The 22,850-nt window shown below is 70.2% G+C and carries 25 protein-coding genes; 10 read left to right on the top strand and 15 right to left on the bottom strand.

The window, feature by feature from the left end:
• Positions 1 to 28 precede the first annotated feature (28 nt).
• From AC2SGK_RS06270 to AC2SGK_RS06245, 6 genes are all read right to left on the bottom strand, one after another.
• Complete coding sequence (locus tag AC2SGK_RS06270) at positions 29 to 703, bottom strand: methionine ABC transporter permease (protein ID WP_488322730.1); 675 nt, start codon at positions 701 to 703, stop codon at positions 29 to 31.
• Positions 693 to 1,727, bottom strand: coding sequence for a methionine ABC transporter ATP-binding protein (locus AC2SGK_RS06265; RefSeq protein ID WP_488322729.1), 1,035 nt, complete (start codon positions 1,725 to 1,727; stop codon positions 693 to 695). The genes AC2SGK_RS06270 and AC2SGK_RS06265 overlap by 11 nt, the downstream gene beginning before the upstream one ends.
• A 203-nt stretch (positions 1,728 to 1,930) precedes the next feature.
• A complete protein-coding gene (locus tag AC2SGK_RS06260; RefSeq protein WP_488322728.1) occupies positions 1,931 to 3,760 on the bottom strand; it encodes a response regulator in 1,830 nt (609 codons plus the stop codon).
• Complete coding sequence (locus AC2SGK_RS06255; protein WP_488322727.1) at positions 3,750 to 4,616, bottom strand: CheR family methyltransferase; 867 nt, start codon at positions 4,614 to 4,616, stop codon at positions 3,750 to 3,752. Before AC2SGK_RS06255 ends, AC2SGK_RS06260 begins: the two co-directional genes overlap by 11 nt.
• On the bottom strand, positions 4,613 to 7,705 hold the full coding sequence (locus tag AC2SGK_RS06250) for a response regulator (RefSeq protein WP_488322726.1): 3,093 nt from the start codon (positions 7,703 to 7,705) through the stop codon (positions 4,613 to 4,615). The genes AC2SGK_RS06255 and AC2SGK_RS06250 overlap by 4 nt, the downstream gene beginning before the upstream one ends.
• A 156-nt stretch (positions 7,706 to 7,861) precedes the next feature.
• On the bottom strand, positions 7,862 to 8,410 hold the full coding sequence (locus tag AC2SGK_RS06245) for a cytochrome b (protein WP_488322725.1): 549 nt from the start codon (positions 8,408 to 8,410) through the stop codon (positions 7,862 to 7,864).
• Positions 8,411 to 8,512: 102 nt separating this feature from the next.
• Here AC2SGK_RS06245 and AC2SGK_RS06240 point away from each other — a divergent pair, with 102 nt between their 5' ends.
• The 6 genes from AC2SGK_RS06240 to AC2SGK_RS06215 are packed head-to-tail and all read left to right on the top strand — an operon-like array spanning position 8,513 to position 14,013.
• A complete protein-coding gene (locus tag AC2SGK_RS06240) occupies positions 8,513 to 9,256 on the top strand; it encodes a CDP-alcohol phosphatidyltransferase family protein (RefSeq protein ID WP_488322724.1) in 744 nt (247 codons plus the stop codon).
• Complete coding sequence (locus tag AC2SGK_RS06235; RefSeq protein WP_488322723.1) at positions 9,253 to 10,851, top strand: sulfatase-like hydrolase/transferase; 1,599 nt, start codon at positions 9,253 to 9,255, stop codon at positions 10,849 to 10,851. The genes AC2SGK_RS06240 and AC2SGK_RS06235 overlap by 4 nt, the downstream gene beginning before the upstream one ends.
• The gene (locus tag AC2SGK_RS06230) at positions 10,851 to 11,810 is read left to right on the top strand and encodes a lysylphosphatidylglycerol synthase transmembrane domain-containing protein (protein ID WP_488322722.1); all 960 of its coding nucleotides are present in this window, start codon (positions 10,851 to 10,853) and stop codon (positions 11,808 to 11,810) included. The genes AC2SGK_RS06235 and AC2SGK_RS06230 overlap by 1 nt, the downstream gene beginning before the upstream one ends.
• Complete coding sequence (locus AC2SGK_RS06225) at positions 11,810 to 12,862, top strand: glycosyltransferase family 4 protein (protein WP_488322857.1); 1,053 nt, start codon at positions 11,810 to 11,812, stop codon at positions 12,860 to 12,862. The genes AC2SGK_RS06230 and AC2SGK_RS06225 overlap by 1 nt, the downstream gene beginning before the upstream one ends.
• A gap of 57 nt (positions 12,863 to 12,919) precedes the next feature.
• Positions 12,920 to 13,333, top strand: coding sequence for a VOC family protein (locus tag AC2SGK_RS06220; RefSeq protein WP_488322721.1), 414 nt, complete (start codon positions 12,920 to 12,922; stop codon positions 13,331 to 13,333).
• Entirely contained in the window at positions 13,330 to 14,013 is a 684-nt protein-coding gene (locus AC2SGK_RS06215) for a fumarylacetoacetate hydrolase family protein (protein WP_488322720.1), read from the top strand. The genes AC2SGK_RS06220 and AC2SGK_RS06215 overlap by 4 nt, the downstream gene beginning before the upstream one ends.
• Before the next feature lie 7 nt (positions 14,014 to 14,020).
• Here AC2SGK_RS06215 and AC2SGK_RS06210 read toward each other — a convergent pair whose 3' ends face one another.
• Genes AC2SGK_RS06210 through AC2SGK_RS06200 form a run of 3 tightly spaced genes read right to left on the bottom strand, consistent with a single transcriptional unit; the run spans position 14,021 to position 16,370 of the window.
• Positions 14,021 to 15,388: a sensor histidine kinase gene (locus AC2SGK_RS06210; protein ID WP_488322719.1), complete on the bottom strand. Its 1,368-nt coding sequence runs from the start codon at positions 15,386 to 15,388 to the stop codon at positions 14,021 to 14,023.
• The gene (locus AC2SGK_RS06205; RefSeq protein WP_488322718.1) at positions 15,385 to 16,047 is read right to left on the bottom strand and encodes a response regulator; all 663 of its coding nucleotides are present in this window, start codon (positions 16,045 to 16,047) and stop codon (positions 15,385 to 15,387) included. Before AC2SGK_RS06205 ends, AC2SGK_RS06210 begins: the two co-directional genes overlap by 4 nt.
• Positions 16,047 to 16,370 (bottom strand): PepSY domain-containing protein, encoded by a 324-nt coding sequence (locus AC2SGK_RS06200; RefSeq protein ID WP_488322717.1) that lies wholly within the window; start codon positions 16,368 to 16,370, stop codon positions 16,047 to 16,049. Before AC2SGK_RS06200 ends, AC2SGK_RS06205 begins: the two co-directional genes overlap by 1 nt.
• A gap of 135 nt (positions 16,371 to 16,505) precedes the next feature.
• Here AC2SGK_RS06200 and AC2SGK_RS06195 point away from each other — a divergent pair, with 135 nt between their 5' ends.
• Positions 16,506 to 17,222 carry a calcium-binding protein gene (locus AC2SGK_RS06195; RefSeq protein ID WP_488322716.1) on the top strand — a complete coding sequence of 239 codons (717 nt, stop codon included), beginning with the start codon at positions 16,506 to 16,508 and terminating at the stop codon, positions 17,220 to 17,222.
• Positions 17,223 to 17,282: 60 nt separating this feature from the next.
• Here the strand turns inward: AC2SGK_RS06195 and thyX are convergent, their stop codons facing one another.
• The gene (gene thyX / locus AC2SGK_RS06190; protein ID WP_488322715.1) at positions 17,283 to 18,188 is read right to left on the bottom strand and encodes an FAD-dependent thymidylate synthase; all 906 of its coding nucleotides are present in this window, start codon (positions 18,186 to 18,188) and stop codon (positions 17,283 to 17,285) included.
• A gap of 139 nt (positions 18,189 to 18,327) precedes the next feature.
• On the opposite strand from thyX, the gene AC2SGK_RS06185 reads away from it, so the two are divergent.
• Positions 18,328 to 18,756: a VOC family protein gene (locus AC2SGK_RS06185; protein ID WP_488322714.1), complete on the top strand. Its 429-nt coding sequence runs from the start codon at positions 18,328 to 18,330 to the stop codon at positions 18,754 to 18,756.
• A gap of 66 nt (positions 18,757 to 18,822) precedes the next feature.
• Here AC2SGK_RS06185 and AC2SGK_RS06180 read toward each other — a convergent pair whose 3' ends face one another.
• The 3 genes from AC2SGK_RS06180 to AC2SGK_RS06170 form a co-directional block, all read right to left on the bottom strand.
• Entirely contained in the window at positions 18,823 to 19,236 is a 414-nt protein-coding gene (locus AC2SGK_RS06180; protein WP_488322856.1) for a MarR family winged helix-turn-helix transcriptional regulator, read from the bottom strand.
• A 219-nt stretch (positions 19,237 to 19,455) separates the two neighbouring features.
• A complete protein-coding gene (locus AC2SGK_RS06175) occupies positions 19,456 to 19,755 on the bottom strand; it encodes an FAD assembly factor SdhE (RefSeq protein ID WP_488322855.1) in 300 nt (99 codons plus the stop codon).
• A gap of 1 nt (position 19,756) precedes the next feature.
• Entirely contained in the window at positions 19,757 to 20,146 is a 390-nt protein-coding gene (locus AC2SGK_RS06170; protein ID WP_488322713.1) for a helix-turn-helix domain-containing protein, read from the bottom strand.
• A 39-nt stretch (positions 20,147 to 20,185) separates the two neighbouring features.
• Here AC2SGK_RS06170 and AC2SGK_RS06165 point away from each other — a divergent pair, with 39 nt between their 5' ends.
• A complete protein-coding gene (locus AC2SGK_RS06165; protein WP_488322712.1) occupies positions 20,186 to 21,388 on the top strand; it encodes a pyridoxal phosphate-dependent aminotransferase in 1,203 nt (400 codons plus the stop codon).
• A gap of 54 nt (positions 21,389 to 21,442) precedes the next feature.
• Entirely contained in the window at positions 21,443 to 21,820 is a 378-nt protein-coding gene (locus tag AC2SGK_RS06160) for a baeRF12 domain-containing protein (RefSeq protein ID WP_488322711.1), read from the top strand.
• Positions 21,821 to 21,885: 65 nt separating this feature from the next.
• On the opposite strand, the gene AC2SGK_RS06155 is transcribed toward AC2SGK_RS06160, so the two are convergent.
• Together AC2SGK_RS06155 and AC2SGK_RS06150 are read right to left on the bottom strand one after the other, a co-directional pair.
• Complete coding sequence (locus AC2SGK_RS06155) at positions 21,886 to 22,014, bottom strand: hypothetical protein (protein WP_488322710.1); 129 nt, start codon at positions 22,012 to 22,014, stop codon at positions 21,886 to 21,888.
• A complete protein-coding gene (locus tag AC2SGK_RS06150) occupies positions 21,992 to 22,774 on the bottom strand; it encodes a 3-hydroxybutyrate dehydrogenase (RefSeq protein ID WP_488322709.1) in 783 nt (260 codons plus the stop codon). The genes AC2SGK_RS06155 and AC2SGK_RS06150 overlap by 23 nt, the downstream gene beginning before the upstream one ends.
• Positions 22,775 to 22,850: the final 76 nt, after the last annotated feature.

Here is a 22,850-nt window from a genome sequence, read left to right as displayed (position 1 = left end):
GATTCGTCCTTTCTTGTCTGCGGAAAACTCAGGCGCCGCGGTTGCGAGGGGCGCGGCGGTCGACGCGGGCCGCGATCCATTCGCCAAGCGACTGGACCAGCTGCACCAGAACGATCAGGATGACGACGACGGCGGCCATGACCTCGGGCATGAAGCGCTGATAGCCGTAGCGGATGCCCAGATCGCCCAGGCCCTGCCCGCCGACCGCGCCGACCATCGCGGAATAGCCGATCAGGCTGACCACGGCCAGGGTCAGGCCCAGGGTGATGGCGGGCAGCGCTTCGGGGATCAGCACCTTGCGGATGATCTGGAAGGGCGTGGCGCCCATGGCGCGGGCCGCCTCGATCAGGCCGGCATCGACTTCGCGGATGGCGTTTTCCACCAGCCGCGCGATGAAGGGGATGGCGGCCAGGGTCAGCGGCACGATGGCCGCGTCCGTGCCGATCGACGTGCCGACCACGGCCCGCGTGAAGGGGATGATCGCCACCACCAGGATGATGAACGGGACCGAACGCGTGGCGTTCACCACCAGCCCCAGCACCTTGTTGATCCACGGCGCCGACAGCAGTTCCCCCCGCTGAGAGCAGGCCAGGAACACGCCCAGGGGCAGCCCGCCAAGCGTGCCCAGAATGGCCGAGATGGCGACCATATAGAGGGACTGCAGCGTCGCGTCCCACAGGATCGGGATCAGGTTAGCGGACATGGCCCAGCGCCTCCGTGGTCAGACCGTGTTGCTCAAGAAAGGCGCGGGCCTGGTCGCCCCGGTCCTGGGGAACCGAGATCAGCAGGTTGCCGAAGGGGCGCGTGCCGATCTCCTCGATGGTGCCGCCCAGGATGTTGGCGCTGATGCCCAGATCGGTCGCCAGACGCGCCAGCATCGGGTCGGTCGCATGCGTGCCGGCAAAGGTCACGCGGATCACCTGATCGCCCGGCGGATCGGCCTGCAGCCGCGCCGCGACGAAGGCCGGCAGCGTGGCCCCGGTCACGCCCGACAGGAAGCGGCGGGTCGTCGGGTGCTGGGGCCGGGCGAAGATGTCGTAGGTCGGACCGGCCTCGACGATGCGGCCCGCCTCGATCACCGCCATGTGGCTGGCGATGTCGCGCAGCACGGCCATCTCATGGGTGATCAGCAGGACGCTGACGCCCAGGTCGCGGTTGATCTGCGCCAGCAGGTCCAGCACGGTCTGCGTGGTCTCAGGGTCCAGCGCACTGGTCGCCTCGTCCGACAGCAGGACCTTGGGGCCGGTGGCCAGGGCGCGCGCGATGCCCACGCGCTGTTTCTGCCCGCCCGACAGTTCCGCAGGATAGCGATCGGCCAGCGCGCCCAGGCCCACCTGCTCGATCAACTGGTCGACGCGGGCGCGGATCTGGCCGCGCGGCGTGCCCGCGACCTCCAGCGGCAGGGCTATGTTGCCCCGCACCGTGCGCGAGGCCAAGAGGTTGAAATGCTGGAAGATCATGCCGACATCGCGCCGGATCGCGCGCAGCGCGGACCCGGTGGCGGTACCCACGTCGCGGCCCGAGACGGTGACGCGGCCCGTCGTCGGCCGCTCCAGCCCGTTCACCATGCGCAGCAATGTGGACTTGCCCGCGCCGGACCGGCCGATGATGCCGGTGATGCTGCCCTCGGGGACCGACAGGGTAATGTCGGCCAGCGCCGTCACCTGGCCGCCCGCCTTGGGAAAGGACTTGCCCAGCCCCTCGAATGTGATCGCCGCGCCGGTCATCCGCGTCCTGCCTGCTTGCCGAAAGTCAGGGCGCGGTCCTGCCCGAAACCGCCGCCGGGCGCAAGCCGGGCGGGCGCCACGGCGCCGCGGGCTGACGAACCACCGTTCGCCCCACTCCCGGCTGCGCGGAACGCGGACCCCCTGCGGGGCGGCGCGAATGAACGACGGGACCGGGTCGCCCGGATGGGACAGGAAGACTGTCCTTATTCCGCCGCATCCGGCACCTCGCGCGCCAGCAGCGCGGTCAGGATGGTGCGCAGCGTGTCGGGGCGGAAGGGCTTCTCGATCAGCGGCGCATGGTCGAAGCCCTGCGGCAGATGCTCGCGCCCGTAGCCCGAGACGAAGCAGAACGGCACCGACAGGCTGTCCAGCAGGGCCGCGACCTCGTCCACCGGCTCTCCCTTGAGGTTACCGTCCAGCAGCGCGAGGTCGATGGCGTCGCGCCCGGCGGCCTCCAGCGCCTCGGCCACGGTGCGCGCGACGCCGGTGACGGTCGCCCCCGCATCCTCCAGCTCATAGCGCAGGTCCAGTGCGACAAGCGGCTCGTCCTCGATCAGCAGGACGCGGGCGCCCTTCAGCGCGCGCGGGCGGGGCGGCACCTGCAGGCCCGGAATGGCCCCCGATCCGGGCGCGCCGGGCAACTGCGTGACACCGTCGGCCACGGCGATGGTCCAGACCACGCCGCCGGGCTGCCAGTCGGCGGTGACCGCCGCTGCATCCCCCCCGCCCGCCGCGCCGATCAGCGTGGTGCCGAAGCCTTGGCGCTGCGGCGGCGTGACCGACGGCCCGCCGGTCTCGCGCCAGGTCAGAATCAGCCGGCCGGCATCCAGCCGCCAGGACAGGTGTATCATCCCCTGGGGCGCGGACAGCGCGCCGTATTTCGCGGCATTGGTGCCCAGTTCGTGCAGTGTCAGCGCCATGCGCAGCATGGTGTCGGGCGACAGCTCGACCGGGGGGCCGTCGCGATGCAGCCGGTCGGCATCCAGCGTCCCGGAGTTGATCTGGTCGTCGATCAGCTGGTCCAGCGGCGCGCTGGCCCAGGTGGCGTCCGACAGGATCGAATGCGCGCGGGCCAGCGCCTGCAGGCGGCCGCCGAAGCTGCGCTCGAAATCGGCCAGGCTGTCGGACTGGCGCAGGCTCTGGCGGGCGATGGCCTGGACGTTGGCCAGCGTGTTCTTGATGCGGTGGTTCAGCTCTCCGATCAGCAGGGCGCGGACCTCCTCGGCCTGCTTGCGTTCGGTGACGTCCAGGATCTGCAGCGAGAGCGACGGCTGCCCCGGCCCGTCCGCCAGGACCGAGCCGTAGACCTCGCAGGCGATCGGGCCGATATCGACGTGATCCAGCAGCAGTTCCGTCGAAAACCGCGGCGCGCCGTCGTGATCGTCGTTCAGCCAGCCCGCCAGCAGCGCCGCCCCCTGCGCGTCCAGCCAGCCCGAGGCGGTCGCGGCCATGCCCAGCATGTCGCCAGCCACGCGGCCGAACATCCGCTCGGCCCCCTTGGACCAGCTGCGCAGGCACAGGTCGCGGTCCAGCGTGACGAAGGCCAGCGGCGAATTGTCGGCATGGGCCTTGAGCTGCGCCATCACCCGGTCGCGGTGGCGGGCGATGTCCTGCATCTCGTCGCGCTGGCGCTCCAGCTCCTTGGCCTGGCGGCCGATGCGGAAGAAGACCTCGGCCTTGGACTTCAGCACCACCGGATCGATGGGCTTGAAGATGTAGTCGACCGCGCCCGCCTCGTAGCCGCGGAAGCGGCGCGCCTCGTCCATCTCGGCGGCGGTGACGAAGATGATCGGCACGCCCCGCGTCCGCTCGGTCGAGCGCATCAGCTCGGCCAGCTCGTAGCCGTCCGTGTCGGGCATCTGCACGTCCAGGAAGGCCAGCGCATAGTCGTGCCGCAGCATCAGCTCCAGCGCCTCGGAGGCCGACCGGGCGCTGTCCACGACCAGCCCGTCGCGCCGCAGCAGCGCCTCCAGCGCCATGTGGTTCTCGGCGATGTCGTCGACGATCAGGAAACGGATGGGTCTATCGGGCATGGGCGGTCTCCTGGACGATGGCGGTGCGGCGCCAGATCCGGTCGGGTTCGGCAAAGGCCGCGAAGGACGCGGCATGGTCGGAAAAACGAAGCGTCTCATGCGAGCCGAGGCCCAGGAAGCCGCCGCGGGCCAGGGCTTCGGCAAAGAGGCCCAGGGCCCGGTTCTGCAATGTGTTGTCGAAATAGATCAGGACGTTGCGGCAGGAGACCAGATGCACCTCCGAGAACACCTGGTCGGTGGCCAGGTTGTGTTCGGTGAACACCGTCCGCGCCCGCAGCGCGCGGTTGAAGGCCGCGCGCGCATACGCGGCGGTATAGTAGTCCGACAGCGACCCTTGCCCCCCCGCCTGCTGATAGTTCTGCGAGAAGACCGGCAGGCGGTCGATGTCATAGACCCCGACCTCGGCCCGGGCCAGGGCGCGGCGGTTGATCTCGGTCGCATAGAACAGGGTGCGGTCGAACAGCCCCTCCTCCTGGAACAGGATGGCCATGGAATAGAGCTCCTCGCCATCCGCGCATCCCGCCACCCAGACCTTGAGCGACGGGAAGGTCCGCAGATGCGGGATCACCTCGCGCCGCAGCGTCAGGTAATAGCCCGGATCGCGGAACATCTCGCTGACCTGCACGGTCATGGCGTCGATGATGTCGGGCAGGACCGACGGGTCGTGCAGCATCCGGCCCTGCAGCTCGGACAGGGTGGCGCAGTTCAACCGGCTGCAGGCGACCTCGGCCCGCCGTTGCAGCGAGCTTCGGGAATAGGACCGGAAATCATAGTGATAGCGCCGGTTCAGCGCGTCCAGGAACAGGTCCAGCTCGATCGCCTCGACCGCGCTGAGGGGAACGGGCTCGACGCTCATCGGGGCATCCAGACGCGGGTCAGCGACAGCAGCTTGTCCACGTCCAGCGGCTTGGGCAGATAGTCGTTCGCCCCCGCGGCCAGGCACTGGTTCTGGTCCTCGGCCATGGCCTTGGCGGTCAGCATGATGATGGGCAGCGACCTCCAGCGGTCGATCTTGCGGATCTCGCGCGTGGCGGTCAGGCCGTCCATCTCGGGCATCATCACGTCCATCAGCACCAGATCGACCTTGGGCGCGGCCCCGTCGTTGATGCGCCCCAGGGCCTCCAGCGCCTCGCGGCCGTTGCGGGCGATCTGCACGGTCGCGCCATGCGGCTCGAAAACGCCGGTCAGGGCATAGACGTTGCGGATGTCGTCCTCGACCACCAGGATGCGGCGGCCCTCCAGCTGGGCGTCGCGGTTCAGCGAGGCGGCCAGCATCTCGCGCTGCTTGTCGGGCAGGTCGCTGACCACCTGGTGCAGGAACAGCGTCACCTCGTTGATCAGGCGCTCGGGCGATTTCGCGCCCTTGATGATGATGGATTTCGAATAGCGGCGCAGGCGCTGCTCCTCGGCCTCGGACAGGGTGCGGGCGGTATAGACGATGACCGGCGGAAAGGACGCGGTGCCGTCCTGGTCAAGCTGCTCCAGCAGATCGAATCCCGACGCATCGGGCAGCGTCATGTCCAGCACGATGCAGTCGACGGTCTGGCTGCGGCAGATCTCCAACGCGCGGGCGGCGGTCTCGGCGCCCACGGTCTCGACCTCGTCGCTGGCCAGCAGCGCCTTCAGCCCCTCCATCTGCGCGGGATCGTCCTCCACGATCAGCACCCGGCGCATGCGCTGCTCCAGCCGGTTCTCCAGGCTGCGGAACGCCTCGACCAGCTGCTCTCGGCTGACGGGCTTCATCATGTAGCTGATCGCGCCCTGCGCCATCGCCTCCAGCATGTAGTCCTCGGCCGAGATCATGTGCACGGGGATGTGGCGGGTGCTGACATCGCGCTTCAACCGGTCCAGAGCGGACAGGCCGGAATGGTCGGGCAGGCCCACGTCCAGCACGATCGCCTGCGGCAGGAAGTGCCGCGCCGCGCGCACCGCATCATCCGCCCGGCTGACGCAGACGCAGCGGAAGCCCAGCTCTCGCGCCAGGTCCAGCAGGATGCGCGCGAAGGCCGGATCGTCCTCGACGACCAGCATGACCCGCTGGCCCGGCTCGATGATGTCGCGGTCGTCGGTCAGGCCGGGCAGCGCGTCCAGCATGATCGAGGCGGCCTCTGGCTCGGGAAGGGCGGGCATCGGTGCGGCCGGACCGCGGGCCGGGGCGGGCCTGCGCGGCGCCGCGGCGCTCTGGCGCGGCGGGTTGGCGGGCAGGATCAGCGTGAAGGTGCTGCCCTGGCCCTTGGCGCTCTCCAGCGTGATCCGTCCACCCAGCAGGTCGGCCAGCTCGCGCGAGATCGACAGGCCCAGCCCGGTGCCGCCGAACCGGCGCGAGATGGTGCCGTCGGCCTGGCGGAACGCCTCGAAGACCGCCTCCTGCTGATCGGCGTCGATGCCGATGCCGCTGTCCTTGACGCCGAAGGCCAGCCCGTCGCCCGCCGGGGCGATGTGCAGCACGACCTCTCCGCGTTCGGTGAACTTCAGCGCGTTCGAGACGAAGTTGCGCAGCACCTGCTCCAGCCGCTGCCGGTCGCTGCGGATCGCGGGGGCCGCGGGATCGACGCGCGCGCTCAGGGTCAGGCCCTTGGCGCGGGCCTGCGCCTCGAAGGCGCGGACCAGCTTGTCGGCGATGGCCTGGGGGCGGATCTCGTCCTCGGACATCTCCAGCTTGCCCGATTCGATCTTGGAGAGGTCCAAGATGTCGTTAATCAGCGCCAGCAGGTCCTTTCCCGACGCCTCGATCGTTTCGGCCCATCGCACCTGTTCATCGGTCAGCGTGCGCGAGCGGTTTTCGGCCAGCAGCCGCGACATGATCAGCAGCGCGTTCAGCGGCGTGCGCAGCTCGTGGCTCATGTTGGCGACGAATTCGGACTTGTAGCGGCTCTCGCGCGACAGGGCCTCGGACTGGTCCTCCAGCATCCGGCGCGAGCGTGCCAATGCGTCTCGCTGCTCCTCCAGCTCCTGGGTCTGGTTCTCCAGTTGGGCGTTCTGGGTCTCCAGCTCGGTCTGCTGGGCCTCCAGGCGGCGGTGGCTGTCCTGCAGGGCGCGGGTCTGCTCCTCCAGTTCCTCGTTCGAGGCGGCCAGCTCCTCGCCATGGGCGCGCAGCTCCTCGGCTTGCCGGCGGGTCTCCTCCAGCAGCTCGCGCAGCTGTTCGCGGTAATGGGCGGAACGCAGGGCGATGCCCAGCTTGTCGGCGATGCGGTCGAACAGATCGACCATCCGCGCCGGCGCGGGCCGGTCCAGACCGAACTCGATCAGCCCGTTCACCGCCGTGCCGTCGCGCATCGGCACGATCAGCGCATGCGCCGTGCGCCCGCGCGCCAGCCCCGAACCCCAGCCAAGGGCCTGGTCGGGCGGCAGGGTCAGCTGCAGCACCTGCGGATCGGCGGCCGCGCGCGCCAGGTGGCCCGCATCGGCCGGCACGCGATCGGCCAGCAGGGCCGCGTCGGTGCCCCAATGCGCCAGCCGCTGGAACCCGTCCGCATCGCGCCTATAGACGACGGCCGCCCGCGCGCCGGTCCGTTCGGCCAGCACCGACAGGATCTGCCGACCGAGCCGGTCCACCGTCAGGTCGCCCTGGATCGCCCGCGACAGCGCGACCTGCGTGCCGGTGATCCAGTCGTTGTCCTCCAGCCGCAGGCGGTTGCGGATCAGCCGGTTGCCCAGAAGACCCAGGCACAGATAGACCAGCCCCGCCAGGGAGCGGTTGATCGCCGCCAGGGTGGGGTCGATGCCGCCGGTATCCTTGAAATAGGCCGCTAACATCGCCGCGCAGACGACGGCCGCCGTCAGCGGCGGCATCCACGACCGGCGCGAGAAGAACGCAAGGCTGAGCGGCAGGATGTAGATCAGCCACACCGCCGTCCCCAGGGGCACCATCATGTCCAACGCCAGCACAGCCGTGAGGGAGGCCACGATCACCGCGATGATCGTCACTTCAAGGGTCTTGGACACGGCATCTCCTGGATACGAAACTTTCGACGTCATCGTCGAACGCCGAACGCGCCGGTTTCGTTCAACCCGTCGTGTAGAAAATGTGAGGAAGCGTCGCCGCGGCACGGCGGCGCCCCGACATACGCCCTGCCGCGGGGTCTGTCCAGCGTTCCCTGCCTAGCGCGCCCGCGGCGGCCAGATCCGCGCCCAGACCCCGTCGCGCCGGATCACCGCGTGGTGCAGCGCCACCGCCACATGCAGCGCCAGCAGCACGATCAGCGCCCAGGCCGCCGCCTCGTGCAGGGCGCTGGCGGCCTCCGCCAGGGGTTCGGAGCGCGGCACCAGCCTGGGCAGCCCTAGGGCATCCAGCGATTCGATGGGGAACCCCCCGGCCCTGACCCGGACATAGCCCGACAGCGGCATCACGATCAGCAGCGCATAAAGCGCCAGATGCGACAAAGCCGCGGCCCCGCGCTGCCAGCCCGGCAGGCTGTCGGGCAGCGGCGCCGGCGGGTGCGTCAGCCGCCACGCCAGCCGCAGGGCGACCAGCGCGATCAGCGCCGTGCCGACGTTTTTGTGAAACAGGTAGAGCGCGTCGCCCAGGGCCCTGTCCAGCCCGTCGCGCACCATCACCAGACCGACCGGAATCATCGCCAGGATCAGCGCCGCCACCAGCCAGTGCAGGATGCGCGCCGTGCTGCCGTAGCCTGGGGGTCGGTGATCCATGATGCAGCCCTCCGCTGTCGACAAGGATACGCCACATCCCGATCCGCACAAGTCCCCGCGCAGTCCGCTTGACGCGTCATGCGCCTGTCATATGTTCAGCCGATGCAAGCATCGCGCCCAGACACAGCCCCGTCCCGACCCCTTCCCGACACCGCGTCGCGGCGGCACCTGACCGAGGCGCTGGTCCTGGCGGTTCCGGCCGGTCTGGCGCTGAACCTGGGCGTGGGCGTGATCGTGCTGGGCCAGGGCACCGGTGCGCTGATCGCGGGCGGGGCCTATCTGCTGGCGGCGGCGCTGGTCGCGGTCGCGATGCACCGCCACTATCCGCATGACCGCATGGGGGCGTGCAACGTCGTCACGCTGATGCGGCTGGCGCTGACCACCGCGCTGATCGCACCGCTGATCGGCGGCGAGGCGGCGGGCTGGATCGTGGCGGGCATCGCCGCGCTGTCGCTGTCGCTGGACGGGGTGGACGGGTTCCTGGCGCGGCGCAGCGGGCTGTGCTCCGAGTTCGGGGGGCGCTTCGACATGGAGGTCGATGCCGGGCTTGCGCTGATCCTGGCGCTGCACGCCCTGTCGGGCAGCCCGGTCGGCACCGAGGTCCTGGTGCTGGGCGTCATGCGCTATCTGTTCGTGGGCGCGGGCCTGATCTGGCCGTGGATCATGGCGCCGCTGCCGGTCAGCTATCTCCGCAAGGGCTTCTGCGTGCTGCAGCTGGCCACGCTGATCGCGCTTCAGGTCCCGGTCCTGTCCGAGGACATGGCGATCATCCTCGCGCGCATCGCGTCGGTGGCGCTGGCCTGGTCCTTCCTGCGCGACGTCGTCTGGCTGCGGTCGCATCGGTGAGATCGCGGCCCCTTCCCATCCTGCTGGCCCTGCTGCTGATGCAGGCGGTGCTGGCCCTGCCCGCCTCGCCCGCGGCTCTTGGCTGGGGCGCATGGCTGCGGCCCGCCCCTGAACTACTGGCGATCCTGCTGCTGGCGGTGGCCCTTGGGCGCGGCTGGACGGCTCTGCCGCTGCGGCTGGCCGTGGTCGGCCTGCTGACGCTGGTGACGGTGCTGAAGGTCGCGGATCTGGCCATGCTGCAGACCCTGGGGCGGCGGTTCAACCCGGTGGGCGATCTGCCGCTGATCGACGCCTCGGTGCGGCTGATCGCGGGCAGCCTGGGCGTCGCGGCGGCGGTCGCGGCGGTGCTGGGCGCGATCCTGGCGACGGTGCTGATCGCGGCGGGGCTGTGGTGGGCGATGGGCGGGCTGATGCGTCTGACCCCGGCGGGTCGCGGCCCGCGCATGGCCGGGCTGGCGGGGGCCGCGATGCTGGTCGGGGCCGTCTCGGTGCTGCCCGGCCGCGGCATCGCGATCCCGGTGCCGCAGACGGCGGCCTTCGCCGCCGACCGGCTGGAACTGTCGCGCCGCACTTTGGCGGAACTGCGCCGCTTTCGCGAGATGGCGGCGGGGGACGCGATGGCCGGGCTGGCGCAGCCCCTGTCGCTGATCGACCGCGACGTGCTGGTGATCTTTCTGGAAAGCTATGGCCGCACCAGCTTCGACACCGACTTCTTCAGCAGCGCCCATCTGCCGATCCTGCGCGACGCAGAGGCCGCACTGGAGGCGCGGGGCTTGGCCACGGCATCGGGCTTCGCGACCTCGCCCACGCATGGCGGGCAGAGCTGGCTGGCCCATGCGACGCTGGCCAACGGGCTGTGGGTCAGCGACCAGACCCGCTATCAGGCGGCCATCGCCAGCGGGCGCCGGACGCTGTTCCACTATGCCGCGGCGGCCGGGTTCCGCACCGCGGCGGTGATGCCGGCCATCGTCCGCCCCTGGCCCGAGGCCGCGACCATGGGCTTTCAGCGCATCCTGGCCGCGCCCGATCTGGGCTATCGGGGCCGGCCCTTCGACTGGGTCACCATGCCCGATCAGTTCACCCTGACGGCGACCGACCGGCTGCTCCGCGACGGCCGCGATCCGCGCCCGCTCTTCGCGCAGATCGCGCTGATCTCGTCGCACGCGCCCTGGACGCCCGTGCCGCGGATGCTGGACTGGGAGGCGATCGGCGACGGCACCGAATTCGACGCCATGGCGCAGGAGGGCGACCCGCCCAGTGTCGTCTGGCGCGACTATGACCGCGTGCGGGCGCAGTACCGCGACACGATTTCCTACGGGCTGACGGCGGTGCTGGAATACGCGGCCCGTCAGAAACGCCCGCCGCTGATCCTTCTGCTGGGCGACCATCAGGCGGCCACCACCATCGGGCTCGACGACCGGCGCGAGGTGCCGATCCATGTCATCGGCCCGCCCGATCTGGTCGCCCGGACGCTGGACTGGGGCCTCAGGCCGGGGCTGATCCCGCCCGCGGGACTGCCCGCGATTCCGATGGATCGAATTCGTGATGATTTTCTGCGAAACTTTTCCGGGGTCTCGGACGTGCCTCCTGCATGATGACCGTGACACGACCCTTGCAGATTCTGGTGGCCCTCGGGGTGATGGCGCTCTTGTGGTTCGGGCTGGACGGCCCGCAGGCGCTGCGCCTGCTGGCGCAGGCCGATCCCGGCTGGCTGGGCGCGGCGATGCTGGCGCTGACCGCGCAGACGGTCCTCTCGGCGCTGCGCTGGCGGGTCACGGCACGGCAGCTGGACCAGAGCATCCCGATGACGCGGGCCGTCGGCGAATATTATCTGGCACAGGTGGTGAACCAGTCGCTGCCGGGCGGCGTGCTGGGCGATGCGGGACGCGCGGTGCGCGCCCGTCATCAGGCCGGGCTGCGCCGGGCCGGAGCGGCGGTCGCGATCGAGCGGCTGGCTGGACAGGTCTCGCTGTTCCTGGTGCTGGCGGTGGGGGCGCTGACCGTCACGGTGATGCCCGGCGGGCTGACGCTGCCCTCCTGGGTCATGGGTCTCATCGGCACGCTGATGGCGGGTGCGGTCGCGCTGGTCGTGGTGCTGGCCGGGGTCGGGCAGTTGGGCGGGCGCGCGGGCGGCATGGCGCGCGACCTGCGCCGCGCGCTGCGGGTGACGTTGCTGGCGCCGGGCGCGCTGCCGCGCCAGCTGGCGCTGAACTTGTCGATCACGGTCGTGAACCTGGCGGCCTTCGCCTTCTGCGCGCGGGCCACCGGTACCGTCCTCTCCCCCTCCGAGGCCGCGGTCCTGGTGCCATTGATCCTGCTGACCATGATCCTGCCGCTGAGCGTCAGCGGTTGGGGCCTGCGCGAAGGCGCGGCCGCCGCTCTGTTCCCGCTGGTGGGCGCCTCGGCCCAGGCCGGGCTGGCGGCCAGCCTGGCCTTCGGCCTGGTCTTCCTGGCCAGCAGCCTGCCGGGCGTGCTGGTGCTTCTGGCGCAGCGCCGCGGTGCCGCCCCCCTGCCTACCCCCGCCCCCGCAGCAACCATCCAGGCCGAACCGTGATCCAGACCCGAACGCTGACCTTCGCCCTGCCCGGCGACATCACCACGCTGACCGGCGGCTATGTCTATGACCGCCGTCTGGTCGAGGGCCTTCGTGCCCAAGGCCGCGATGTCGGGGTCCTGTCGCTGTCCGACGCCTTTCCGACCCCCGATGCGGGCCAGATGGCCGATGCCGTCGCCCGGCTGCAGGCGCTGCCCGCCGACCGGCCGGTGATCATCGACGGGCTTGCCTTCGGCGCGCTGGACCCCGATGGCGTGGCCGGGATCATGGCGCCCATCGTCGCGATGATCCACCACCCGCTGGCGCAGGAGAGCGCCCTGCCCGCCGATCTGGCCGACCACCTGTGGCAGACCGAGCGTGCCAACCTGGCCCATGCCCGGCACATCCTGGTGCCCAGCCCGCATACCTGCCAGATGCTGATCGACCGCTACGACGTGCCGGCCGAGCGCATCACCGTCGCACGCCCCGGCACCGACCTGGTGCCGCAGGCGGAGGGCTCCCACCCCGTGGACCCGCCGCTGATCCTGTCGGTGGGCATCCTGCATCCGCGCAAGGGGCATGACGTGCTGATCGACGCGCTGGCCGCGCTGCGCGACCTGGACTGGCAGGCGGTGATCGTGGGCAACCCCTGGGACGCGGAGCACGTCGCGGCCCTGCAGGCGCGGATCGCGCGGAGGGGACTGGGCGACCGCCTGACGTTGGCGGGACGGGTCGATGACGACCGGCTGTGCGCCCTCTATCGACAGGCGTCGGTCTTTGCGCTGGCGACGCGCTACGAGGGCTATGGCATCGTCTTCGACGAGGCGCTGTCCCACGGCCTGCCCATCGTCAGCACCCGCACCGGCGCGGTGCCCGACACGGTGCCGGGCGATGCGGGCCTGCTGGTCGAACCCGACGACGCCACCGCGCTGGCCGACGCGCTGCGCGCGCTGCTGGCCGATCCGGACCGCCGCGCGGCCTGCGCGGGGGCCGCGGCGCGGGCCGGGGCGGCGCTGCCGGGATGGGACGACACCGCGCGGCAGGTGGGCCGGGTGCTGGACGCGCTGCGCTGATCTTGCGCCGCGATTGCAGGACGTGCATCACTGACGCCTGACCTGTCGGAGGCCGCGATGAGATCCCTGTTCCACCTTGCCATCCATGTGACCGATCTGGACGCCGCCCGCGCCTTCTACGGCGGCGTGCTGGGCTGCGCCGAGGGACGCTCGACCGACAGCTGGGTGGATTTCGACTTCTTCGGCCATCAGCTGTCGCTGCATCTGGGCACTCCCTTCCCGACCACCCGCACGGGCCGGGTCGGCGATCACATGGTGATGATGCCGCATCTGGGCGTGGTGCTGCCGCTGGCGGACTGGCTGGATCTGGCCGCGCGGCTGGAGGAGGCGGGCATCGCCTTCGACATCCCCCCGCAGATCCGGTTCGAGGGGCGGCCCGGCGAACAGCGCACGATGTTCCTCTTCGACCCCTCGGACAACCCGATCGAGGTCAAGGGATTCGCCGATTTCGACGGGCTGTTCGCGGCATGAGCGGCTTCGTCCTGCCCCCCGCCCCGACCCCCTCGGTCCCCGTGGCCGGGGAGGCGGCGCGCTTTCCGGTACGCCGCATCTTCTGCGTGGGGCGCAACTATGCCGACCACGCGCGCGAGATGGGCCATGATCCCGACCGCGAGCCGCCCTTCTTCTTCACCAAGCCCGCCGATGCGCTGCTGACCGGGGATGCCGACCTGCCCTATCCCGCCGCCACGGCGGATCTGCATTTCGAAGGCGAGCTGGTCGTGGCCCTGGGCGCGGGCGGGTCCGACCTGTCGCCCGATCAGGCCGCGGGCCTGGTCTGGGGCCATGCGGCGGGCAACGACCTGACGCGTCGCGACCTTCAGGCGCAGGCCAAGGCGGCGGGCCGGCCATGGGACATGGCCAAGGGCTTCGACCGATCGGCCGTCTGCGGCCCGATCCGCCGCGCCGATGGGCCGATGCAGCGCGGGCGGCTGACGCTCAGCGTCAACGGGCAGGTCCGGCAAGACAGCGACCTGTCGGCGATGATCTGGCCCGTCGCGGACATCATCGCGCATCTGTCGCGGCTGGTGACGCTGGCGCCGGGGGACCTGATCTATACCGGCACGCCCGCGGGGGTCGGCGCCCTGCGGCGCGGCGATGTCGCGACGGTCGCCATCGAAGGGCTGGACCCGGTCACCACCCGCATCGTCTGAGACCGCCTCAGCCGTCCTTCGCGCCGCCATGCCGGGGCAGCAGCAGCCCGACCGCCAGCCCCGGACGGGCATTGGACAGGGTCAGCCTGCCGCCCGCGGCCTCGGCGATGTCGGCGGCGATGGCCAGACCGATCCCCTGCCCGTCGCCCCCCTCGTCCAGCCGGACACCGCGCTTGGTCAGCCGGGCCAGCGCGGGCTCGGGCACGCCCGGCCCGTCGTCGCGCACGACGATCGCGGTCAGCGCGCCCTCGGCGCGGGCGGTGACGGTGACGCGGTCGCGGGCGTGGCGGGCGGCGTTCTCCATGACGGCGCCCAGGGCCTCGGTCAGGTCGTCGGGCTGGATGCGCAGCGCCAGCCCGTCCGGCAGTTCGATCCGCCAGTCGATGCCCGCGCCCTGCGGCGTCCGGCGCAGCACCTGCACCAGCCGCGCGACGACGGTGGCGGGTTCGGCCCGCGCCCCGGCGGCGTCGGTGCGGATGCGCGCGCGCGCCAGTTCGCGGTCCACATGGCGGCGCATGACGGTCACCACATGCTCGATGCTGTCGGCGGCCTGATCGCGGCCCTGATCGCGCAGGCGCCGCGCCTCTCCCAGAAGGGCCTGCAGCGGCGTCTTGAAACCGTGGGCCAGATCGCCCGCCCGGTGGCGCGCGCGGTCCAGCTCGCGGTCGCGGTCGTCCAGCAGGCGGTCCAGCTGCGCGGCCAGGGGCGCCACCTCGCGCGGCAGGTCCGCCCCAAGCCGCAGCCGCCGCCCATCGGTCAGCGCGCGCAGCAGGTCGCCGATCTGGGCCAGCGGTCGCAGGCCCACCGTCACCTGCAGGAAGGACGCCGCCAGCAGGACCGCCGCCAGCCCGCCCAGCCACGGCATCAGGTCGCGCAGGAAGGCGCCGCGGGCCTGGGTCGCGTCGTCCATGTCCTCGGCCACCAGCACCCGGACGGGGGCGGTGCGGTCCGCGCTTCCGACCATCACCTGCTGATCGACTGCCAGAAGCCGCTGCCCGGAGGGGCCGTCCAGCTCCAGGATGCGCGCGGTCCCCACGGGCGGCGGCACCTCCGGCACCGGCAGCGTCACGTCCCAGAGCGAGCGCGACCGCAGCAGGTCGTCCTCCAACCAGACCTGCCAGTAATGCCCCGAGAAGGGCCGCTGCCACGAGGGGTTGCGGGGCTGATCGCTCATCACCGGCGCGCCGCCGGGTGCCGAGGGCGGCTCGATCACCGACAGCAGCAACAGGGCGCGGTCGCGCAGGTCCGACACGCCCACCCGCTGGACATGGCGGTCGAACAGCACCGCCAGCATGGTCAGCGACAGCGCCAGCACCAGAAGGATCGTCCCGCCACCGATCAGCATCAGCCGCCAGCGCAGCGACAGCGGCCTCAATCGGCAGCGTCCAGCAGATAGCCGAAGCCGCGCCGCGTCGCCACGATCCCGGGTCCCAGCTTGCGGCGCAGCCGCGTCACGACCGCCTCCAGCGCATTGGCCTCGCGCGCGTCGTCATCGCCGTAGAGATGCTCCAGCAGTTCCGTCGGGGCGACGACGCGGTCGCGGTGCAGGGCCAGATAGGCGATGAGGCGGAACTCCAGCGGCGTCAGCGCGGCCGGTACCCCGTCGACCAGCGCGGTCATGCGGTTCAGGTCGACGCTGAGGCGGCCGGCCTCGATGCGCGGATCGGCCCGCCCCCCCGCACGGCGCACCAGCGCGCGGGCGCGGGCGACCAGCTCCTCCATGCGGAAGGGTTTGGGCAGATAGTCGTCGGCCCCCGCCTCGATCCCCTCGACCCGCTCGGTCCAGGCGCCGCGCGCGGTCAGGATCAGCACCGGCGCATCGCAGCCCTCGGACCGCCAGCGCTTCAGCAAGGTCAGGCCGTCCAGGTCGGGCAGGCCCAGATCCAGCACGATCAGGTCGAAACTCTCGGTGCCGCCGCGGAACCATGCATCGCGCCCCGATGCGGTGGCCTCGACCCGGAAACCCGCTGCCGACAGCGCCCGGTCCAGATCGGCGGCGATCCGGGCATCATCCTCGACCACAAGCGCGCGCATCAGTCCTCGTCTTCCCCAAATCCCAGGATGGCGCCGGTCTCGGCGTCCAGCTCGATCTCGATCAGGCGGCCGTCGGGCGTCAGGATCTCGACCTCATAGAGCCACACTCCACGCTCCTCTTCCAGTTCAACCTCGACGACCTGGCCCGGATGACGCGCCTCGACCCCCGCCAGGATCGTCTCCAGCGGCAGCATGTCGCCACGCCCGACGGCGATGCGCGCGGTCTCGTAGTCGGAGGCGTCGGGCGACTGCGCGGGCATCGGGCTGGGCCACGGGATCAGCAGGGCCAGCGCGGCCGGAAGGATCGGGGAACGGGTGCTCATGGCTGCATCTATAGCGGCACGGTCCTGACAGTCCGCTGACGGATGGCGTCAGGCTGCTGTCAGGACCGCCCTGCTAGATCGATTCGCACAGGGGCCGCGATATGGTCGGCCCGAGACACGCGAAAGGATCATCTCATGGCACGCTACAATGGAACCTCGGGCGCGGATCGCATCACCGGCAGCCCGGTCGCCGACCTGATCTATGCGGGCGCTGGCAACGACACGGCCTTCGGCCTGAACGGCGCGGACCGGATCTGGGGCGAGGCGGGCGCCGACCGCCTCTATGGCGGGACGGGCAACGATTCGATCTGGGGCGGCAGCGGCAATGACCTGCTGCAGGGCGGCGACGGGTTCGACGACCTCTATGGCGGCGACGGAGACGACCGGCTGTTCGGCAACAAGGGCAACGACGAGCTGGAGGGCGGTCGCGGCAACGACACGCTGAACGGCCAGCTGGGCGACGATGAGCTGGAGGGCGACGACGGCGACGACCTGCTGTCGGGTCAGGAAGGCCGCGACGATCTGGACGGCGAGAACGGCAACGACCGCCTGTTCGGGGGCTTGGGCAACGACACGCTGGACGGCGGGCGCGGCAACGACATCCTGTCGGGGGGCCTCGGCGCCGACGAGTTCGAGTTCGAGCGCGGCGACGGACGCGACCGCGTCCTGGACTTCCAGAACGGCGTGGACCGGCTGGACATCGACGACCTGGACCGCGCCTCGGTCCAGCGCGCGATCAACGGGGCGACCCAGAACGGCGACGACACGATCCTGCGCATCGACGCCGCGACCGTGATCGTGCTGGAGGATTTTGCGCGGTCGAACCTCGACATCAACGACTTCACGTTCTGAGGCCCTGACGATCACGGATCGGGGCGCGGCATCGGTCGCGCCCCTTTGGCATGGCGGGGCTCAGCCCCAGTCCTGCACAAATTCGCGCCATTCGCGCGCGCCCATGCCCGACTGTTCCTGGGTCACGACCTCTCCGGCCAGACGCCGGCGCAGCACCGCGGCCGCCTGCGCGGACAGGTTGACCGCATTCATGCGATAGTCGCGGAAGGCCGCAAAGGCCGCAGGAACCCAGTCCTGCGTGATGCCGCACATCAGGTCGGCATAGGCGCGGATCTCGTACTGCGCATGGGCATCCGCGCGCAGGCGCAGGAAATGCAGCAGGTTGTGCAGGTCCACCTTCCAGTACCACTGGGTATAGATGTTGGCGGGCAGGTTCATCCGCGCCAGCTCGCGCGCCAGGCCCTGCTGGCCATCGGTGCCTAGCATCGCCTCGTAATGGTCATAGCTGCGCATCGCGTCCTCGCGCAGCAGGTCCAGCACGCGCTGCGCCTCCTCGCCCTGCAGGACCTCGCCGCGGCCCTGGTTGTTCTGCGCCGATTGCGCGGCCAGATGCTCGGGCGCGGGGATGTAGAATTCGCGGTCCAGGATGGAGTAGCGGGCCGAATACTCGTTCACGTTGGCGGTGCGGTGCCGAATCCACTGGCGCGCGACGAAGACCGGCAGCTTGACGTGGAACTTGACCTCGCACATCTCGAACGGCGTCGAATGCCAGTGGCGCATCAGATAGCGGATCAGCCCCTCGTCGTTCTGGACCGACTTGGTGCCCTTGCCATAGCTGACGCGCGCGGCCTGACAGATCGCCGCGTCGTCGCCCATGTAGTCGATGACCCGGACCAGCCCGTGATCCAGCACCGGATGCGCGACATAGAGATGCCGCTCCATCCCCTCGGACACGGCGCGCAGGGTCTGGCGGGGGGCCGCGCGGAGGCTGTCGATCTCGGCCTGCTGGTCTGGCGTTACGGGCATGGCGGACGGTCCTCTCAGGCGGTGCGGTGGCCTCCGTCCTATGTCAAGACGACGGTCCGGGCAACCGGGCGCAGGGACATGCGTTGCACTCGCGGCGCTGCCGTGACAGCCTGCATCCCCACCCCCGAAAGGACACCCCATGAGCATCCGCTATCTGCACACCATGGTCCGCGTGAAGGACCTCGACAAAACCATGGCCTTCTTCCGCCTGCTGGGCCTGGAGGAGACGCGCCGCATCGACAATGACAAGGGCCGCTTCAGCCTGGTCTTCATGGCCCCCCCGGGCCAGCCCGAATGCCCGGTCGAGCTGACCTACAACTGGGGCGGCGACGACGGTCTGCCCTCCGACAGCCGCCATTTTGGCCATCTCGCCTATCGCGTCGGCAACATTTACGAGATGTGCCAGAGACTGCAGGATGCCGGCGTGACGATCAACCGCCCGCCGCGGGACGGGCACATGGCTTTCGTGCGCAGCCCCGACAACATCTCGATCGAACTGCTGCAGGAGGGCGACGCCCTGCCCCCGCAGGAACCCTGGGCCAGCATGGAGAACACGGGCCACTGGTAAGGCCGCCCGCCCTGCGGCGGCTCGGCAGGAACAGGCACGCCCGGCCCCCGCGGGGCCGGGTTCAATTCAGTAGATGTAGCGGATCTGCTCTGTCCAGAAGCGTTCGATCCGGCGGCTCTGCAGGTTGACGCTGTCCAGCGGCGGGTCCTCCAGCACGCCGGACATGGCCAGCCCCTCGGCATGGCGCATGAACAGCCGCCGGACCATGTCGCGCACGGCCTGGCCCTCGGCGGTCAGGCGCACGCGGACCGACCTGCGGTCCATGTCGCAGCGCTCGTGATGGACATAGCCCATCGCCACCAGCTTCTTGAGATTGTAGCTGACGTTCGACCCCTGATACATCCCGCGCGAGCGCAGCTCTCCCGCCGAGACCTCGGCCTCGCCCAGGTTGTAGAGGATCATGGCCTGCACCGGGGTCAGATCGCCCCGGTGCAGGCGTTCGAATTCGTCCTTGACCAGATCCAGCATCAGCCGGTGCATCCGCTCCAGCAGCTGAAGCGATTCCAGATAGGCGTCTGTCAGCTCCGACAGGGCGACGTCCAGGGATTGCGGCTCGGCCGTCGGGCGCTGATCGCGGGGTGCAGGGGCAAGCATGGGTTCGGGTTGTCCTGTCCTGTTCGTCATGCCCCTATTGATGACAGGAAAAAGACAATCTTCGGTTAATCGCAGCCCGTTCCCGCGCCAGGAATGCCGAAAATTTTAGCGATCCGCCCGGAAACGGTCCGCAGCATGGGCGGCGATTCGATCTAGGATCGGCTCCAGCAGCGCGGGCCCGCCCCGGCCTTCCGGCACACCCTCGCCGATGCGGCCGGTCACCCACAGGTACAGGTCCTGGTCGTTCTCGCCGAGGAGCCGCTCATAGAGGTCCAGCTCGGCCGCGCTCAGCCCGGCCAGGCGGTCATCGGCGAAATGCCCCAGGATCAGGTCCATCTCCTTCATGCCGCGCCGCCAGCTGCGCATGTGCAGCCGCTTCAGGCGGTGCTCGGGGGTTTCGGTCATCTCAGCCATGCGACAATGCCTCCTCAAGACGCGCGACGCGGTCGGCGGCCTCGCGCAGCAACCGGCCCAGATCGGCCAGCTCGGCGCGGAGGGCATCCTCCGCGCCTGCGTCTTTCGGCCCCGGACCATGCCCCGTCAACAGCCAGATCGGCGAAACCCCGGTCAGCGTGGCAATGCGTCCCATCAGGCTGGCCGACGGCTCGGCCTGATCGGCCTCCCACCCGGCCAGGGTCTCGGGGCGCAGGCCCAGGGCCTCGGCCAGGGTCCCGACCTCCAGGCCCGCAGCTTCGCGGGCGGCGGTCAGGCGGTCGCCCAGTGTCGCCACCGGATCGGCATAGCTGTCCATCGCGTCTCTCTTGCTTGTGAGGGCCTGCGGGGAAGCGTATGCCATGCGGGCCGACAGTTCAAACCGACAGCAGCAAGGTGACCCATGGCGTTCATTTCCGACCGGTTGGCCCGGATCAAGCCCTCGCCCACCATCGCCATGACGACCCGCGCGGCCGAACTGCGCGCGGCGGGACGCGACATCATCAGCCTGTCGGCCGGAGAGCCGGATTTCGACACGCCGCAGAATGTCAGCGACGCCGCCAAGGCCGCGATCGACGCGGGCCACACGCGCTATACGGCGGTGGACGGCACGCCGTCGCTGAAGCGCGCCATCGCCGCCAAGTTCGCGCGCGAGAACGGGCTGGACTATACCCCCGCCCAGATCACCGTCGGCACGGGCGGCAAGCAAATCCTGTTCAACGCCCTGATGGCCACGCTGAACGCGGGCGACGAGGTCATCGTGCCCGCGCCCTACTGGGTCAGCTATCCCGACATGGTGCTGCTGGCGGGGGGCCGTCCGGTCATCGTCGAATGCACGCAGGACCAGGGGTTCCGCCTGACGCCGGAGGCGCTGGAGGCCGCGATCACACCCCGGACCAAGTGGCTGATCCTGAACTCGCCCTCCAACCCCTCGGGCGCGGGCTATGACCGCGAGCAGATGGCGGCGCTGTGCGACGTGCTGCTGCGCCATCCGCAGGTCTGGGTCCTGGCCGACGACATCTACGAGCATCTGGTCTTCGACGGGTTCGAATTCTGCACCCCAGCCCAGGTCGAGCCGCGCCTCAAGGACCGCGTGCTGACCATGAACGGGGTCAGCAAGTCCTATGCCATGACCGGCTGGCGGATCGGTTACGGCGCGGCGCCCGAGGCCCTGATCCGCGCCATGGCCAAGCTGCAGTCGCAATCGACCAGCAACCCCAGCTCGATCAGCCAATATGCCGCCGAGGCCGCGCTGAACGGGCCGCAGGATTACATCACCGACAGCCGCGCCGTGTTCCAGCGCCGCCGCGACCTGGTGGTGGCGGGTCTGAACGACTGTCCGGGACTGGACTGCCCGGTGCCGCAGGGCGCCTTCTACGTCTATCCCAGCATGGCGGGGCTGATCGGGCGCACCAGCCCCGGCGGCACCCTGATCGACAGCGACGAGGCCTTTGCCAACGCCCTGCTGGACGAGGAGGGCGTGGCGGTCGTCTTTGGCGCGGCCTTCGGCCTCAGCCCGCATTTCCGCATCTCCTACGCGGCGGCGGACGGGGTGCTGCGCGAGGCGCTGACCCGCATCCGCCGCTTCTGCGACGGCTGCAACTAGACCGGTCCTGCGGCGTTGACGATCAGCGAAAGCGAACGCAAGAAGGAGCTGATCATGCTGCCCCACAACGCCGTGGTCGTCGTCGCCGACGGTCACACCGCGACCCTGTTCCGCAACACGGCCAAGTCCGGCCTGGAGCTGTCCGAAACGCAGAAGGTGACCCAGGACAGCCTGTCGGACGACGGCGCCCAGATCGACGAAGGTTCTCCGCGCGATGACGAGGAGGCGACCTTCGCCGCCCAGTTGGCCCGGCACCTGAACGGCATGGTGCTGAAGAATAAGGTGGACGACATCGCGATCATCGCCGACCCGTCCACCTTGGGCGTGATGCGCAAGCACTATCACAAGGAGCTGCAGATGCGGCTGCGCAAGGAGGTGGCCAAGACGCTGACCAACTCCGATCTCAAGACCATCGAGAACGCGCTCGGCTGACCTGACCGCCCTTTCCCGTCCACCGCAAAGCCCCGCCGACCCGGCGGGGCGTTCGCTTTTCTGGCTCAGGACAGGCGCAGCGCGGCCAGAAGCAGGATCACCGCAGCGGGCACGCCAAGCGCCCAGAACGCGATCCCGCGCAGGGCGCCGCCGCGACGGCGCCCGCGCCGGTCACAGCGCCGTCCAGCCGCCATCGACGCTGATCGTGGTGCCGGTGATCTGAGCGGCCGCGTCGCTGCACAGGAAGACCGCCGTGTCGCCCAGCTGGTCGGTGGTGGCGAATTCCTTGGAGGGCTGACGCTCCAGCAGGACCTTTTCGATGACCTCGTCGCGGTCCATGTCGTATTTCTTCATCGTGTCGGGGATCTGCGCCTCGACTAGGGGCGTCAGCACATAGCCCGGACAGATGGCGTTGGCGGTGATCGCCTCGCGCGCTGTCTCCAGCCCGGTGACCTTGGTCAGACCGACGATGCCGTGCTTGGCCGCGACATAGGCGGACTTGTAGGCGCTGGCGGTCAGCCCGTGGGCCGAGGCGATGTTGATGACCCGTCCCCAGCCCGCCTCGCGCATCAGGGGCAGCGCCGCCGCCGTGGTGTGGAAGGCCGATGTCAGGTTGATCGCGATGATCGCGTCCCATTTCTCGGCCGGGAAATCGGGGATCGCGGCGACGTGCTGGATGCCCGCGTTGTTCACCAGGATGTCGCAGGCGCCGGCCTTCTGGATCAGCGCGCGGCATTGATCGCCCTTCGACATGTCCGCCTGGACATAGCGGACCGAGACGCCGTGCTCCTCGGCCAGCCGGCGGGCCAAAGCATGGTCGTCCTCGGTGTCGGTGAAGCTGTTCAGCACCACATCCGCGCCCGCGCGGGCCAGGCGCGTGGCCACGCCCAGGCCGATGCCGGAATTGGACCCGGTGACGACCGCGGTCTTGCCCTTCAGGAATTTCTCGAACATCGGCTGCTCCTCGACTTGCCCCGTGCCGTCAACGCCGGTCGCACGGAGCGGTTTCGCAGCCGCAGCATGGGCAAAA

The organism is Paracoccus sp. NIOT.M2S5SZ12 (assembly GCF_057748165.1).
This window is presented reverse-complemented; position numbering and strand designations above follow the sequence as displayed.